11 protein-coding genes are annotated in these 15,900 nt (G+C 68.7%); 9 read left to right on the top strand and 2 right to left on the bottom strand.

Annotated elements, in window-relative coordinates:
* Positions 1-17: 17 nt before the first annotated feature.
* The 5 genes from MCHUDSM44219_RS10405 (at position 18) to MCHUDSM44219_RS10385 (ending at position 4,954) form a co-directional block, all read left to right on the top strand.
* Positions 18-1,208 carry an amidohydrolase family protein gene (locus MCHUDSM44219_RS10405; RefSeq protein WP_048418167.1) on the top strand — a complete coding sequence of 397 codons (1,191 nt, stop codon included), beginning with the start codon at positions 18-20 and terminating at the stop codon, positions 1,206-1,208.
* 10 nt (positions 1,209-1,218) lie between these two features.
* Positions 1,219-2,715 (top strand): FadD3 family acyl-CoA ligase, encoded by a 1,497-nt coding sequence (locus MCHUDSM44219_RS10400; RefSeq protein ID WP_082162145.1) that lies wholly within the window; start codon positions 1,219-1,221, stop codon positions 2,713-2,715.
* A 128-nt stretch (positions 2,716-2,843) separates the two neighbouring features.
* Positions 2,844-3,677 (top strand): Rv1363c family protein, encoded by an 834-nt coding sequence (locus MCHUDSM44219_RS10395; protein ID WP_048418166.1) that lies wholly within the window; start codon positions 2,844-2,846, stop codon positions 3,675-3,677.
* Entirely contained in the window at positions 3,674-4,261 is a 588-nt protein-coding gene (locus MCHUDSM44219_RS10390; RefSeq protein WP_048418165.1) for a hypothetical protein, read from the top strand. The genes MCHUDSM44219_RS10395 and MCHUDSM44219_RS10390 overlap by 4 nt, the downstream gene beginning before the upstream one ends.
* Before the next feature lie 21 nt (positions 4,262-4,282).
* Positions 4,283-4,954 carry an IspD/TarI family cytidylyltransferase gene (locus MCHUDSM44219_RS10385; protein WP_048418164.1) on the top strand — a complete coding sequence of 224 codons (672 nt, stop codon included), beginning with the start codon at positions 4,283-4,285 and terminating at the stop codon, positions 4,952-4,954.
* On the opposite strand, the gene MCHUDSM44219_RS10380 is transcribed toward MCHUDSM44219_RS10385, so the two are convergent.
* A complete protein-coding gene (locus tag MCHUDSM44219_RS10380; protein ID WP_048418163.1) occupies positions 4,920-5,636 on the bottom strand; it encodes an IspD/TarI family cytidylyltransferase in 717 nt (238 codons plus the stop codon). The genes MCHUDSM44219_RS10385 and MCHUDSM44219_RS10380 overlap by 35 nt on opposite strands.
* Before the next feature lie 105 nt (positions 5,637-5,741).
* Here MCHUDSM44219_RS10380 and MCHUDSM44219_RS10375 point away from each other — a divergent pair, with 105 nt between their 5' ends.
* Positions 5,742-6,953: a low temperature requirement protein A gene (locus tag MCHUDSM44219_RS10375; RefSeq protein WP_048418256.1), complete on the top strand. Its 1,212-nt coding sequence runs from the start codon at positions 5,742-5,744 to the stop codon at positions 6,951-6,953.
* On the opposite strand, the gene MCHUDSM44219_RS10370 is transcribed toward MCHUDSM44219_RS10375, so the two are convergent.
* On the bottom strand, positions 6,950-8,206 hold the full coding sequence (locus MCHUDSM44219_RS10370; protein ID WP_048418255.1) for an MFS transporter: 1,257 nt from the start codon (positions 8,204-8,206) through the stop codon (positions 6,950-6,952). The two genes, MCHUDSM44219_RS10375 and MCHUDSM44219_RS10370, sit on opposite strands and share 4 nt — an antisense overlap.
* 352 nt (positions 8,207-8,558) lie before the next feature.
* Between MCHUDSM44219_RS10370 and MCHUDSM44219_RS10365 the strand changes: the two genes are divergently transcribed.
* The 3 genes from MCHUDSM44219_RS10365 to MCHUDSM44219_RS10355 form a co-directional block, all read left to right on the top strand.
* Entirely contained in the window at positions 8,559-9,290 is a 732-nt protein-coding gene (locus MCHUDSM44219_RS10365; RefSeq protein WP_048418162.1) for a MerR family transcriptional regulator, read from the top strand.
* Between the two features lie 79 nt (positions 9,291-9,369).
* Positions 9,370-10,095, top strand: coding sequence for a DUF1906 domain-containing protein (locus MCHUDSM44219_RS10360; protein ID WP_048418254.1), 726 nt, complete (start codon positions 9,370-9,372; stop codon positions 10,093-10,095).
* 557 nt (positions 10,096-10,652) lie between these two features.
* A partial coding sequence (locus MCHUDSM44219_RS10355; protein WP_048418161.1) for a fatty acid synthase subunit beta domain-containing protein occupies positions 10,653-15,900 on the top strand: 5,248 nt, incomplete at its 3' end.

Raw genomic sequence — 15,900 nt, 5'->3', positions numbered from 1 at the left:
GGATAAGGAGTTTTTCAATGGGACAACTGTCGCACCGGGTGGACATCCCCTTCCCGTTGTTCGATGCGGACAACCACCTGTACGAGCCGCCGGAGGCGATGACCAAGTACCTCCCCAAGGAGTACAAGGACGTCGTCCAGTACGTCGAGGTCAACGGTCGTACCAAGATCGCTCTGAAGGGGCAGATCAGCAACTACATCCCCAACCCCACCTTCTCGGTGGTCGCCAAGCCGGGGGCGTGGGAGGAGTACTTCAAGTTCGGCAACCCCGACGGCAAGAGCAAGCGCGAGCTGTTCGGCGAACCGATGAAGGCCATCCCGGCGTTCTTCGAGCCCGAGCCGCGCATCAAGGTCATGGACGAGCTCGGGGTGAACCGGTCGCTGATGTTCCCGACGCTGGCCAGCCTCATCGAGGAGCGGCTCTCCGACGACCCCGTTGCGATCCACGTCCTCATCCACGCCCTGAACCAGTGGCTCGACGAGGTCTGGGGCTTCAACTATCAGGGCCGCATCTTCACCACCCCGGTGATCACGCTGCCCATCGTCGAGAAGGCGATCGAGGAACTCGAGTGGGCGGTCAAGCGGGGTGCCCGCGCGATCCTGATCCGGCCGGCCCCGGTGCCCGGCTTCCGGGGCCCGCGGTCCTTCGCGCTGCCGGAGTTCGACCCCTTCTGGGAGCGGGTGGTGCACCACGACGTGTTCGTCGGCATGCACTCCTCGGACAGCGGGTACTCGCGCTACACCTCGGAGTGGGACGGCGCGGCGCAGGAGATGCTGCCGTTCCAGACGAACGCGATGTCCATCCTCAACGAGTGGCGCCCGATTCAGGACGCGGTGGCGTCGTGGGTGATCCACGGCGCGCTCTTCCGGCACCCGAAGCTGAAGGTCGGTATCGTCGAGGCCGGCTCGAAATGGATGTTCCCGCTGCTTGATTCGATGGCCGAGGTGTGGAAGAAGGCGCCGGAAGCGTTCCTGGGCAACCCGATCGAGGAGATCAAGAACCGGATCTACGTCAGCCCCTTCTACGAAGAGGGCATCGACGACCTGATCAATCTGATCGGCGTGGATCAGGTGCTGTACGGCTCGGACTGGCCGCATCCCGAGGGCCTGGCCGAGCCGACCCACTACGTCACCGCGCTGGAACACCTCTCGGTCGAGGATCAGGCGAAGATCATGGGCGGCAACCTCAGTCGTCTGGTCACCACCTGACGTCGCCCACTTGACCTACGTCGCCAGGTGGCAGACCATCCCCGAGATGGTCGCCGGCGCGGCGGACCGGTTCGGTGACGCCGAAGCCGTCGTCGACGGTCCGCTGCGCTTGTCATTCTCCGAGGTCGTCGATCGGATCCGTTGTGCCGCAGGCGCCTTCGCCGATCTAGGCATCGGCGCCGGAGACCGTGCCGCGATCTGGGCGCCGAACAGCGCCGAGTGGATCATCGCCGCGTTCGGTCTGCTCACCGCCGGCGGCGTGCTGGTGCCCGTCAACACCCGATTCAGGATCGAGGAAGCCGCGGACGTCATCGGGCGCAGCGCGGCCAAAGCGGTCCTGGTCCAGCAGGGCTTCCTGGGCGTCGAGTACACCGCCCCCGCGGGTGTGCCCGTCATCGACCTGAAGTCCGGGTTCCTCGGCAGCGGTGAGCCGTTCAGTCGCCCGGTACAGGCCGCCGACATCTCCGACGTCATCTTCACCTCCGGGACCACCGGGCGGCCCAAGGGGGTGATGATGAATCACGCCCAGAACCTGCGGCTCTACGAGGAGTGGTGCGACCTGGCCGACCTGCGCCAGGGTGACCGCTATCTGATGGTCAACCCGTACTTTCACACCTTCGGCTATAAGGCCGGATTGATCGCGTCGTTCCTGCGTGGGGCGACGATGCTGCCGGTGCCGGTCTTCGAGATCGAGCATGCCGTCGAACTCATTGCCCGAGAACGCATCACGATGCTCCCCGGGCCACCCACGCTGTACCACTCGCTGCTGGCCGTCCCGGACAAGAGCGGGCTGCGCACCCTGCGTGCGGGCGTCACCGGCGCGGCGGACATCCCGGTGGAGCTGGTGCGCCGCGTGCACGAAGAGCTCCCGTTCCAGACGCTCGCGACCGGATACGGCCTCACCGAGGCCGGCACCGTGACGCTGTCACGGCCTGGGGATTCGTTCACCGACATCGCCACCACGGCCGGGGTGGCGTGTGACGGCGTCGAGATCCGCATCGCCGGGGACGGCGAGGTGCTCGTGCGCGGATACACGGTGATGCAGGGCTACCTCGACGATCCGGTCGCCACGGCCGAGGCGATCGACGCCGACGGCTGGTTGCACACCGGTGACCTGGGCACCCTCGACCAGGCCGGCCGGTTGCGGATCATCGGCCGCAAGAAGGACATGTTCATCGTCGGCGGATTCAACGCCTACCCCGCCGAGATCGAAGGTTTCCTGCTCGAGCATCCCCTCGTTGCGCAGGCGGCGGTGATCGGGGTCCCCGACGAGCGGCTGGGTGAGGTCGGCAAGGCGTTCGTGGTGCGCTCGGTGTCGGCGGATGGCCGCGGGCCTGCGCTCAGCGCCGAGGAACTGATCGCATGGAGCCGCGAGCGAATGGCCGGTTTCAAGGTGCCCCGCTCGGTAGAGTTCCTCGACGAGCTGCCGGTCAACGCGACCGGCAAGGTGATGAAGGACAAGCTGCACGAACATTCGGCGCTGAGCAACCGCACAGCACGTAAATAGCATTTCCGCAGTCGAGAGCTTTGTCCGGAGGTCTCGCGCCGGGGTATGGTTTCAGCCATACGCAAAAAAGAAGAATGCCATTCTCACAAGCCTCTCAGGTAGGCGACACAGCAGACGAGGAGGTCGGTGTGCCGTCATTCAGGCGTCGCGCGTCGGTGATCGACGCCGACCGGGCCGATGAGCCGTGCCCGGACAGTGACCCGGTGGAGGACGTAGACCCGGTGCTCGCGTTGGCGGAGGAGGCCGAAGCCGAGGCCGCCGAGGCCGAGGCGATGGCTGCCGCCGCGCGTGCCCGCGCGCGGGCGATCCGGCTGCGGCGGGAGGCCGACAGCCGGGCGGCGGCTGCTGCTCCCGCGACCGAAGCGCAGACCGCCGAGCCGACCGAGGACACCGTCGAGGCGTCCGACGCCGGGGTGGCCGAGCCGACCGAAGCCGAATCCGTCGATGATGCAGCCCCGCGCCGGCGGCCGGGGTGGCGTCGCGTGGCGCGCTACGTCGCGGCGGCGCTCGGCGTGCTCGCGACCTGCGCACTGATCGCCGCCACGGTCTTCATGGTGGTCCAGCATCGCAGCGCCGTGCACGACGAGCAGCAGCGCGCCGAGTTCGCCGCCGCCGGCAGGCAGGCCGTCGTGACGCTGATGTCCTTGGACTTCAACAACGCTCAGCAGAACGTCGACCGCATCATCGACAACTCGACCGGCCAGTTCCGGGACGACTTCAAGAACACCGCCGGGGACTTCGTCAAGATCGCCAAAGAGTCGAAGGTGGTCACCGACGTCTCCGTCAACGCCTCCGCGGTCGACTCGATGTCCGGTGATTCCGCGGACGTGCTGGTGGCCGCCACCTCCCGGGTCACCAACTCGTCCGGGGCCAAGGAGCAGCCCAGGTCGTGGCGATTGCTCGTCAGCCTGGTCCGGGAAGGTGGACAGATCAAGATGTCGAAGGTCGAGTTCGTCCCGTGAGCGCCGAGGACACCGCCGCCGGTGACGACGTGATCGACGTAGCCGAGGAGGCTGCGCCCGCTGTGGCGGAACCCCGCAGAAGGAGCCCGATGGCCGCGCTGCGGCGCCACCTCGGGGCGGTCGTGCTCGTCGTCGCGCTCGTCGCGTCGGCCGGTGCCGCCGCGGCCGTCTACTTCGCCCAGTACCGGCAGGACCGCGCCACCGATGCCGCCGCCACGGGCGCGGCGCTCGAGGCGGCCAAGACGGGGACCGTGGCTCTGCTGTCGTACTCCCCGGACAGTCTGGACAAGGATTTCGCGGCGGCCAAGTCCCATCTGACCGGTGAATTCCTCAGCTACTACACCGATTTCACCACCAAGGTGGTCGCGCCGGCCGCAACGCAGAAGGCCGTCCAGACCAAGGCGGACGTGGTCCAGGGCGCGGTGTCGGAGATCCACCCCGACACCGCCCAGGTTCTGCTGTTCATCAACCAGACGACCGTCAGCAAGGAGAATCCCGACGGATCGTTCGCCGCGAGCAGTGTCAAGGTCGGCCTGAAGAAGATCGGCGGGGCGTGGCTGATCGAGAAGTTCGACCCGGTGTGAGGCTGGTATAGCCTCAGCGCCGTGACAGCGACGGCAATCCTGCCCCTGCCGGCCTCGCTGGAGTCGGCGGCCGTGCTGACGCCGGTGGCCGGACGTTCGCCGCTGGTGCGGATCGTTCACGGGCTCTCGCAGGCCGCGTCTGTCGTCGTCGGCGCGGCCCCTTCTCTGGTGGTCGCGGTGCGCGAACTGCTCACCGCCGAAGGGTTTTCGGACGTCCCGGTGCGCACCGCAGACGCGCCGGGCGAACGCGCGCAGTGTGTGGCGGCGGCGCTGGCGACGACCGGCCCGGGCACCCCCGTCCTGGTGCACGACATCGGGTGGCCGCTGGTCGATCCGGCCACGGCGCTGCGCGTCCTGGCTGCGCTGCGCGAGGGCGCGCAGGTGGTGGCGCCGGCGCGGCCGGTGACCGACAGCATCAAGATCGTCGACCGCGACGGCGTCGTGACCGCGACACTGGACCGCGCCGAGTTGCAGGTGCTGCAGTACCCGCGCGGCTTCGACGCCGAGGTGCTCACCCGAGCGGCGGCCGGCGCGGCGACCGACCGCGGCGACGAGCTGGACATCGCGCTGGCCGGCGGCGCGCGGATCGAACTGGTCGACGGGGACGCCGCGGCGCTCGGAGTCGAGTTGCCGAGGGACGCGGGTTTCCTCGCGGCTCTCATCGAGGACCGGCGGAACGGTTCCTCTCACTGAGAAGCCGGTGCGCGATGCCGATGTCACCGGCGAAGGTGACCTTGAGATTGGCCGCACTGCCGGGGAAGGTGCGCACCGCGACGTCGGTGTAGCGCTCGATGCACGACGACGTGTCGGTGCCTTCGAAGCCGTCCCGCTCGGCGCGCCGGTAGGCGTCGAGCAGTTCGCGCGCCCGGAACGCCTGCGGCGTCTGCACCCGGACCAGGGACCCGGGCACTGTCTCGACCCCGCGCTCGGTCACCCGGGCCAGGCCGTTCACCGGCAGCGCCGGCAGTGCGCCGCCGAACTCGCGCGCCAGCGCGAGCGCCGTGGCGAACATCGCGGCGTCGGCGAGCGGGCGGGCGGCATCGTGTATCACCACCGCATCGACGGCCCCCGATTCGATGTCGGCCTCCAGATGGCGGAGCATGGCGTACTCGGAGGCGTGCCGGGTGGGCCCGCCTTCGACGAATTCGACAGCGGCACCTCCCAGTTCGCGCCCGACAGTGGTGCGCGCCAACTCGGACTCACCCTGCCGGAACACCAGGACGGTGCGCGCGATCCCGGGTACGCGTGCGAGGGTGTCCAACGACCACACCAGCATGCTGCGTCCGTCGAGGGGGAGATAGGCCTTGTTGCCGTCGGCGCCCACCCGGGTGCCCATGCCGGCGGCCAGCACGACTCCCACTGCCTCGGCGCCCATGGACGAACAGTATCTCCGGTACGGTCGACGCCCAGCACGGAAGGGGATTCACCGGTGACCGAAGGACCGCATCGAGCCGACTCCGCCGTGCACCGCGTGCGGTTGATGACGGGACGGGACCCGCACGAGCAGCACCGGGTCGCCACCCCGCTGGAATTGCTGTTCGACCTGACGTTCGTGGTGGCGTTCGGCATCGCGGCGTCTGAGTTCGCGCACGCCCTGGCCGGCGGTCACGTCGCCGCGGGCTTGGCCGCGTTCTTCTTCGCGATGTTCGCGGTGTGCTGGGCCTGGATCAACTTCAGCTGGTTCGCCTCGGCCTACGACACGGACGACTGGATCTACCGGCTCACGACCATGCTGCAGATGGTCGGGGTGATCGTGCTGGCGCTCGGGCTGCCCCAGATGTACGCGTCCATCGAACACGGCGGACACGTGGACAACGCCGTGGTGGTCGCCGGATACGTGGTGATGCGGGTGGCCATGGTCGCCCAGTGGCTGCGCGCCGCGCGTCAGGACCCGGCGCGACGCCGCGCGTGCCTGACCTACGCGTGGTGGATCACCGTGGCCCAGATCGGTTGGATCGCGGCGATTTTCGTGCACACGTCGGTCGCGGTGACGGCCGTCATCGTCGTCGGGCTGGTCCTCGTCGAGATGTTGGGTCCCGTCCTCGCCGAGTTCGGCCGCGGCGGCACGCCGTGGCACGCGCACCACATCGTGGAGCGCTACGGGCTGTTCACGATCATCGCGCTCGGCGAGGGGGTGGTCGGAACGGTGGCGTCGCTGAGCGCGGTGGTCGGCGCCCAGGGGTGGTCGTTGGACGCCGTGTTCGTGGCCGTCGCGGGCATCGGCCTCACCTTCGGCATGTGGTGGACCTACTTCGTTCTTCCGCAGGCCGACATCCTGCATGTGCGCCGTGAGCGCTCGTTCTGGTTCGGCTATCTGCACATCGTGGTGTTCGCGGCGATCGTCGCCACCGGCGCGGGACTGCATGCCGCGGCGTACTACATCGAGCATCATTCCGAGCTCGGCTCTGCCGCCACGGTGCTCACCGTCGTCATCCCCGTCGCGGTCTACGTCGCGATGATCTACGTCCTCTACGCAGTGATGACGCGCACCGTGCTGCTGTTCCACGTCCTGCTGCTGGCGCTCACCGCGGCTGTCCTCGGCCTGGCGGTCCTGCTGGCCGCGGTCGGTGTCTCGATGGCCAACTGTCTGCTGGTGGTGACGCTCGCGCCGGCTGTCCCGGTGCTGGGCTACGAGCTGCGCGGATACCGTCACGCGGCGGCCGCCGCGGCGGGCGCGTCCCGGCGCGACTAGCGGTCGATGCCTTCGAGCAGCATGCGATCGTCCTGCAGGGCCAGCAGCCGACGGGCCTTGCGCCGGGTGATCAGGATGCCGACGACGGCCAGCGCCCACACGGCGTACTGCAGCGTCCACGCGAGCCGGAACGAGTCGAACGACAATCCGCCGGCGGCCTGCAGGATCAGCCCCATCGCCTGCATCAGCACCAGGGAGGCGACGAAGCCACCCATGTTGACCATTCCCTGCGCGGTACCCAGCGTCGAGCTGGGGTTGAAGGTGCGCGCGAAGTCGAAGCCGACCATCGAGCCGGGTCCGCCCACCGAGATGACCACGATCAGGACGACCAGCAGCCACAGCGGCGCCCGGCCGGGGAGTGCGAGCACGATGGTCCACGCCGCGGCGTTGGCGGCGATGATGGCGAGCACCAGCCGCGACCGCCGGTGCGGCAGTCGACCGGTGACGATGCCGATCGCCACACCCGCGCAGATCGCGGCGACGACGGAGATGGTCAGCAGCGTGCCCGCCATGCCCGCCGAGAGACCCTGGGCGACGGTGAGGTAGGGCACGCCCCACATCAGCGCGAACACGGTCACCGAGAACTGGGTGCCCATGTGGGTGAAGAAGCCCAGCCGCGTACCGGGCCGCAACCACACGGTCTTGACGCTCGCGATCGTCTCACGCACCCCCATCGTCTCCGCGGTCACGGCCACTCCGTCCGGAGCGTTGCGCACCAGCGCCGCGACCAGCACGACCACCAGTGCGCCGAAGGCGGCCGCCGAGGAGTAGGCAGCCGTCCAGCCCGACGCGGACAGCAGGGCCAGGAACGGCACCGCGGACAGCACCTGCCCCAGCTGGCCGCAGATTCCGGTCAGCTGCGTGACCAGTGGCATCTGGCGGGGAGCGAACCAACGCGGCACCAGTCGCAGCACGGAGATGAACGTGACCGCATCGCCGAGGCCCACGACGGCGCGCGCGGCGATGGCCAGGGGCAGCGACTCGGTGACGGCGAGGACCAGCTGCCCCCCGGCCATCAGCGTCGCTCCCGCCACGATCAGCGCTCGCGATCCGTACCGGTCGAGCAACAGTCCCGCCGGCACCTGGGCGCCCGCATAGACCACGACCTGCAGGACGACGAAGGTCGACAGCAGGCCGGGGCCGGCGGAGAACCGCTCGGCGGCGGGCAGACCGGACACGCCCAAGGTGGTGCGATCGAGAACAGCCACGATGTAGGCGAGAAGCCCGGTCGCCCAGACGATCCAGGGACGCACGGTGGAACCTCTCGGTGCGAGATCACGAAGTGTCGCGATGTCCTTCACATGCAGGACCGCTCGTTCATCCTCGCGCATGCGGCCTCGGGAACACCAACCAGTTCCGTCGTACGTTCCGACCACAGTGGGGGTGGACGAGGGCAAACAAGTTGGCTGAAACTGCACACCTGTGTCGACAAATTTGCTGAGCTGTTCCGATCACCGCAGATGACCGGCATGAAATCTGCGGCGTAGGCTCTCGAAAAGAGCGTGCGATTACTTCGCTCAGACGGTAGGCATGGGGGTTAAAGTGGTAAAGCACTGTGTGGATCGCCACGTGGTATCGCGCGGGCAGTGTTGAGGGGGTGCCGCTGTGGCTGAATATCGACTCGAGGACCTCGCGCGCGAATCCGGTGTCAGCACCCGCAACATCCGGGCCTACCGCGAGCGTGGCCTGCTGGACCCGCCGCGACGCGTGGGCCGTTCCGCGCTCTACGACGACTACCACCTCTCGCAGCTCAACACGATCAGCCAGCTGCTGCGCAAGGGCTACAACTCCGCCCACATCGCCGAGTTCTTCACCAGCATGCGGCAGGGGGAGGACCTCGCCGACATCCTCGGCCTGCAACGCGCCGTGCTGGGGCCCGAATCCGAACATCACGACCGTTCGACGTTGGGCATCGACCCGGATTCCCCCGAGGCCCGCCGGCTGATCGAGTACGGCATGGCCGAGATGGTCGGCCGGAAGGTCATGCTGATCGACGACGACGCCGCGGAGATCCTGGCGCGCTCGCCGGATCACCTGCGCTACGTCCGTGCGCTGCTGCGCTTCGTCGACGCCGCGGACAAGTCGTTCGACCTGCTCGCGGAGGCATTCGTCGACAGTCTGGTCGAGATGTACCAGGCGGAGGTGGGGCCCGGCTATCTACCCAAGCCCGAGGACATGGGCCGGCTCCGGCAGGTCGTCGCGGACTACCGGCTGCTGGGGGAGAAGGTGATGGCATCGCGATTCGATCAGGCGACCCGGCGCCTGATGGTGGCCTCTGCATCCGACTACACGGCCGGCATCCTGTTGACCGGGGCCTGGGAGCGGCGGACCGGGTGACGTCCGTCCGTGGTGCAGGTGTGACCAGTGGCGTTGACGTGAAACGTGATGTTCCTGTCGTAGCCTGTGGCACGTGTCGATGTCGCGACGTGACGTGCTGCGCTGTGCCGCAGCCGCGGCTCCTGCCGCGCTGGGCCTGAGCGCGCTGTCGGCGGTGGTGTCCGGCGCGACCCCGTCGGCGTCCGCGGCACCTCTGGGGATCCTCCTCGACTACGCAACCGGAGTCATCAACGCTGCGGATGTGCGCGCCTCCGGCGCCGTCGGGGCTATCCGTTACGTGTCCGACCGTCGACCCGGCGGCGCGTGGATGCTGGGTAAGCCGATCGCGCTGGCCGAGGCCCGCGACCTTTATCAGGGCGGACTCAAGATCGTGTCCTGCTATCAGTACGGGAAGCAGGACACCGCCGACTGGCTGGCCGGTGAGCCGGCGGGTATTCAGCATGCTCAGCGCGGCTGGCAACTCCACGTCGCGGCGGGCGGGTCGTACGGCGCGCCGATCTACGCCTCCGTCGACGACGACCCGACCTTCGAGCAGTACAAGCGGCAGGTGGCCCCCTACCTGGGCGGGTGGGAGCGGGTGCTCGGACACCAACGGGTCGGCGTGTACGCGAACTCGAAGACGATCGAGTGGGCCCTGCAGGACGGGCTCGGTTCGTACTTCTGGCAGCACAACTGGGGGTCACCCGGGCGTGTCGCGCATCCCGCCGCTCATCTGCACCAGGTGGAGATCGACTCGCGCACCGTGGGAGGCATCGGCGTCGACATCAACCACATTCTCAAGCCGAATTACGGGTCGTGGGACTAGGGCACAGCAGGCTCGTGTTCGGCTGCGCCGGCAGACTTACTGATCGGTAAGTTTGGGTAGCAAACACCTGTCCACTCGGCGAAATGACGACCATACAGTTCGGCCGCGGTCGTCGAGCGCGCTCGCCACGCCGAAACTGGTAGTGCGATCGCAAGTTTCCAGATAACGATTGCGTAACAATGCGGCCTTGAACTGCGCTTCTACCTTACTGGACCGTAACCACCTGCCAGCAGGACGTTTGTCCCGGAAGCGATCGGGCCGAGTTCGGGCCGGTGTTACGCAACATTCTGTTACCCATGCGTAGAACTCGCCAGTAACCATTTTCGGGACGAAACTGGGGTCGTCTCTTATGACACTCTTAGTACGGCTGCAGTGTCCGCCACGGCACCTCATGCGTTCGAGGCGCCGCGGCGAGATCAGCCGGATTCGACGCCGAATCACACTGGCCCCGCAGACGGGCTCGTCCGACGCCGACGACGAGCACACGAGCCCCACCCGAGCACGAACGACCGCGCCCTTGAAGAGCCGCGAACGCACCACTGAGGAGAACACACCACGTGACGATCAACGACCAGCACCGTGCGACCACCAGCTCCGAGTCCGAGGGCGGTCCGGCCTTCGAACCCCTGGCGGGAGCGCACGCACTCGTCGATCGACTGCACGCCGGCGAGCCGTACGCCGTCGCCTTCGGCGGCCAGGGCGGCCCCTGGCTGGAGAACCTGGAGGAATTGGTCAACTCCGCCGGGATCGAGTCCGAGATCAGCCAGCTTGTCGCTGAGGCGGAACTGTTGCTCGAGCCACTGGCCCGGGAACTGGTCGTGGTCCGGCCCATCGGCTTCGAGCCGATGAAGTGGATCCGCGCCCTGGCCGCCGACGAGCCGCTACCGGCCCTCAAGGACCTCACCACCGCAGCCATCTCCGGCCCCGGCATCCTGCTGACGCAGATGGCCGCCCAGCGGGCGCTCAAGCGCCAGGGGCTCGACCTCGCGGGCCACCCGCCGGTCGCCATCGCCGGGCACTCCCAGGGCGTCACCGCCGTCGAGTCGCTGAAGGCCGGCGGCGCGCGCGACGCCGAGCTGCTGGCCATCGGTCAGCTGATCGGTGCGGCGGGCTCGCTGGTGTCCCGCCGACGCGGCATGGTCGGTCGCGGCGACAAATCGCCGATGGTCTCGGTGACCAACGTCGACCCCGCCCGCATGGCCGAGCTCCTCGACGAGTTCGCCCAGGACGTGCGCACGGTCCTGGCCCCCGCACTCTCCATCCGTAACGGCCGCCGCTCGGTGGTCATCACCGGCACGCCCGAGCAGCTGGCCCGCTTCGAGCTCTACTGCGAGAAGATCACCGAGCGAGAAGAGGCCGAGCGCAAGAACAAGACGCGCGGCGGCGCCATCTTCCGCCCGGTGTTCAACCAGCTCAACGTCGAGGTCGGCTTCCACACCCCGCGGCTGGCCGACGGAGTCGACCTGGTCGAGGAGTGGGCGGCGCGCACCGGTCTCGACCGTGACCTCACCCGCATGCTCACCGAGCACATCTTCATCAAGCCCGTCGACTGGGTCTCCGAGGTCGAAGGTCTCGCCGCCGCGGGCGCAAAGTGGATCATCGACCTGGGTCCGAGCGACACCGTGACCCGGCTGACCGCCCCGGTGATCCGCGGCCTGGGCATCGGCATCGTCGCGGCCGCCACCCGCGCCGGGCAGCGCAGCCTGTTCACCGTCGGCGCGGCGCCCGATGTGGCGCCGGCCTGGTCGAGCTACGCACCGACGCCTGTCGCCCTGCCCGACGGCAAGGTGAAGGCCTCGACGAAGTTCACCCGCCTCACCGGCCGCTCGCCGATCCTGCTCGCGGGCATGACGCCCACCACCGTCGACGCCAAGATCGTTGCCGCGGCGGCCAACGCCGGACACTGGGCCGAGCTCGCCGGCGGCGGTCAGGTGACCGAGGAGATCTTCGACGCCCGCATCGAGGAGCTGACCCAGCTGCTCGAGCCGGGCCGTGCCGTGCAGTTCAACTCGTTGTTCCTCGATCCCTATCTGTGGAAGCTGCAGGTCGGCGGCAAGCGGCTGGTGCAGAAGGCCCGGCAGTCCGGGGCGCCGATCGACGGCGTCGTCGTCACCGCCGGCATCCCCGACCTCGAAGAGGCCGTGGACCTCATCGAGGAGCTCAACACCGTCGGCATCACCCACGTCACCTTCAAGCCGGGGACGGTCGACCAGATCAAGTCGGTCATCAAGATCGCCAACGAGGTGCCCACGCGCGACGTGATCGTCCACATCGAGGGCGGCCGCGCCGGCGGACACCACTCCTGGGAAGACCTCGACGATCTGCTGCTGTCCACCTACGGCGATCTGCGCAAGTACCGCAACATCACCATCTGCGTCGGCGGTGGCATCGGCACCCCCGAGCGCGCCGCCGACTATTTGTCCGGCGCCTGGGCCAACGACTACGGTTTCCCGGCCATGCCGGTGGACGGCATCCTGGTCGGCACCGCGGCGATGGCCACCAAGGAGGCCACCACCTCGCCCGCGGTCAAGCAGATGCTGGTCGAGACCACTGGTACCGACACCTGGGTGGGGGCCGGCAAGGCGATCAACGGAATGGCCAGTGGCCGTAGCCAATTGGGCGCCGACATTCACGAGATCGACAACGCGGCGTCGCGCTGCGGGCGCCTGCTCGACGAGGTCGCCGGTGATGCCGACGCCGTCGCCGAGCGGCGCGACAAGATCATCGCGGCGATGGCCGCCACGGCCAAGCCGTACTTCGGTGACGCCAGCGATATGACCTACCTGCAGTGGCTGCAGCGCTACGTGGACCTGGCTATCGGCGACGGCGACAGCACCGCCGAGACCATGGCTCCGGGCAGCCCCTGGCTGGCCGTGACCTGGCGGGACCGCTTCGCCGACATGCTCAAGCGCGCCGAGGCGCGGTTGTCCGAGAAGGACTTCGGCCCGATCGACACGCTGTTCGGCGCCGACGGGGATGCGCTCCTCGACGATCCGCAACACGCGATCGCCGCGCTGCTCACCCGCTACCCGGACGCCGAGACGGTGCGGCTGCACCCGGCCGACCTGCCGTTCTTCGTGACGCTGTGCAAGAAGCCGGGCAAGCCGGTCAACTTCGTGCCCGTCATCGACAAGGACGTGCGTCGCTGGTGGCGCAGCGACTCCCTGTGGCAGGCGCACGACGCCCGCTACACCGCCGATCAGGTGTGCATCATCCCCGGCACCCAGGCCGTCGCCGGCATCACCCGCCTCGACGAGCCGGTCGGCGACCTGCTCGACCGGTTCGAGCAGGAGATCGTCGACCGCGTGCTGGCCTCCGGTGCGCAACCGGTGCCGGTGGTGTCCCGTCGTCAGGCCCGCGCCGATGTCAGCGGACCGCTGGCCGTCGTGCTGGACTCGCCCGACGTGCTGTGGGCCGGCCGCACCGCGATCAACCCGGTGCACCGCATCGGCGCGCCCGGCGAGTGGCAGGTCAACGACGTGCCCGGCAAGCCCAGTGCCACCCATCCGAACACCGGGGCCCGGCTGGAACTGATCGCCGACGGCTCGGGCGAACACTCGGTCACGCTGAGTGTTCCGCTGTCCGACATCTGGATCACGATCCGCTTCACGCTGCCCTCGACCACGGTCGACGGCGGCATGCCGATCGTCACCGTCGAGGACGCCTCGAAGGCCATGCGTGCCGTGCTGGCGATCGCCGCCGGCGTGGACGGCCCGGATGCGCTTCCCGCCGTCGTCGACGGCACCGCGACGGTCACCGTCGAATGGAACCCGGAGAAGGTCGCCGACCACACCGGTGTCACCGCGACCTTCGGCGCCCCGCTGGCGCCGGGCCTCACGCTGGTGCCCGACGCCCTGGTCGGCCTGTGCTGGCCCGCGGTGTTCTCGGCCATCGGGTCCGCGGTCACCGATGACCACTTCCCCGTCGTCGAGGGGCTGCTGAGCCTGGTCCACCTGGATCACGCGGCACACCTGCTCGCCGCGATGCCGTCGGCCAAGGCCGAATTGACCATCACCGCAACGGCTTCGGCGGCGACCGACACCGAGGTCGGCCGTGTCGTGCCCGTCACCGTCACGATCGCCGACGCCGAGGGCGCCGCCCTGGCCACGCTCGAGGAGCGGTTCGCGATCCGGGGCCGGACCGGCCCCGCCGAGCTGACGGACCCGCCGCGCGCCGGCGGAGCCATCACCGACAACGCGACCGACACCCCGCGCCGGCGCCGTCGCGACGTCGTCGTCGCCGCCCCGGTCGACATGAGCGCGTTCGCGGTCGTCTCGGGCGACCACAACCCGATCCACACCGATCGGGCCGCGGCACTGCTCGCCGGTCTGAAAACCCCCATCGTGCACGGGATGTGGCTCTCGGCCGCCGCCCAGCATGCGGTCACCGCGACCGACGGCCGGGCGACTCCGCCTGCGCGCCTGGTGGGCTGGACGTCCCGCTTCCTGGGCATGGTCCTGCCGGGAGACGAGATCGAATTCCGCGTCGACCGGGTCGGCATCGACCGCGGCGCGGAGATCGTCGAGGTGGCCGCCAAGGTCGGCGGCGAACTCGTGATGGCCGCGACGGCGCAACTGGCCGCTCCCAAGACCGTCTACGCCTTCCCGGGCCAGGGCATCCAGTCCAAGGGCATGGGGATGGACGTGCGGGCGCGCTCCAAGGCCGCCCGCAAGGTCTGGGACATCGCGGACAAGTTCACCCGCGAGACCCTGGGCTTCTCGGTGCTGCACGTCGTGCGTGACAACCCGACCAGCCTGATCGCCTCGGGCGTGCACTACCACCATCCCGAGGGCGTGCTGTACCTGACGCAGTTCACCCAGGTCGCGATGGCGACGGTGGCGGCGGCGCAGGTCGCGGAGATGCGTGAGCAGGGCGCCTTCGTCGAGGACGCGATCGCGTGCGGTCACTCCGTCGGCGAGTACACCGCGCTGGCGTGCGTGTCCGGCGTGTACGAGTTGCCCGCGCTGCTCGAGGTGGTTTTCCACCGCGGGTCGAAGATGCACGACATCGTGCCGCGCGACGCGCAGGGCCGGTCCGACTACCGGCTGGCCGCGATCCGGCCCTCGCAGATCGACCTCGCCGACGCCGACGTCAAGGACTTCGTCGCGAATATCGCGGCTCGTACTGGTGAATTTCTGGAGATCGTGAACTTCAACCTGCGCGGCTCGCAGTACGCCATCGCCGGTACCGTCGCGGGCCTCGAGGCACTCGAGGAAGAGGTCGAGCGTCGCCGCGAGATCAGCGGCGGCAAGCGGTCGTTCATCCTGGTGCCCGGCATCGATGTGCCGTTCCACTCCTCGGTGCTGCGGGTCGGCGTCGCCGACTTCCGCCGCGCGCTGGAGCGTGTGATGCCGCGCGACGCCGATCCGGAGATGCTGGTCGGTCGCTACATTCCGAACCTCGTGCCGCGGCCGTTCACCCTCGACCGCGACTTCGTGCAGGAGATCCGCGATCTGGTGCCGGCCGAGCCGCTCGACGAGATCCTCGCCGACTACGACACGTGGCGCAACGAACGCCCGAAGGAGTTGTGCCGCAAGATCGTCATCGAGCTGCTCGCCTGGCAGTTCGCCAGTCCGGTGCGCTGGATCGAGACTCAGGATCTGCTGTTCATCGAGGAGGCCGCAGGCGGTCTCGGGGTGGAGCGCTTCGTCGAGATCGGCGTCAAGAACGCGCCGACCGTCGCCGGCCTGGCCACCAACACGCTGAAACTGCCGGAGTACTCGCACAACACCACCGAGGTGCTCAACGCAGAGCGTGACGCCGCGGTGCTGTTTGAAACGAAGAATTCCGAACGCACCCAGGAGC

The organism is Mycolicibacterium chubuense (assembly GCF_001044255.1).
Lineage (GTDB): Bacteria > Actinomycetota > Actinomycetes > Mycobacteriales > Mycobacteriaceae > Mycobacterium > Mycobacterium chubuense.
This window is presented reverse-complemented; position numbering and strand designations above follow the sequence as displayed.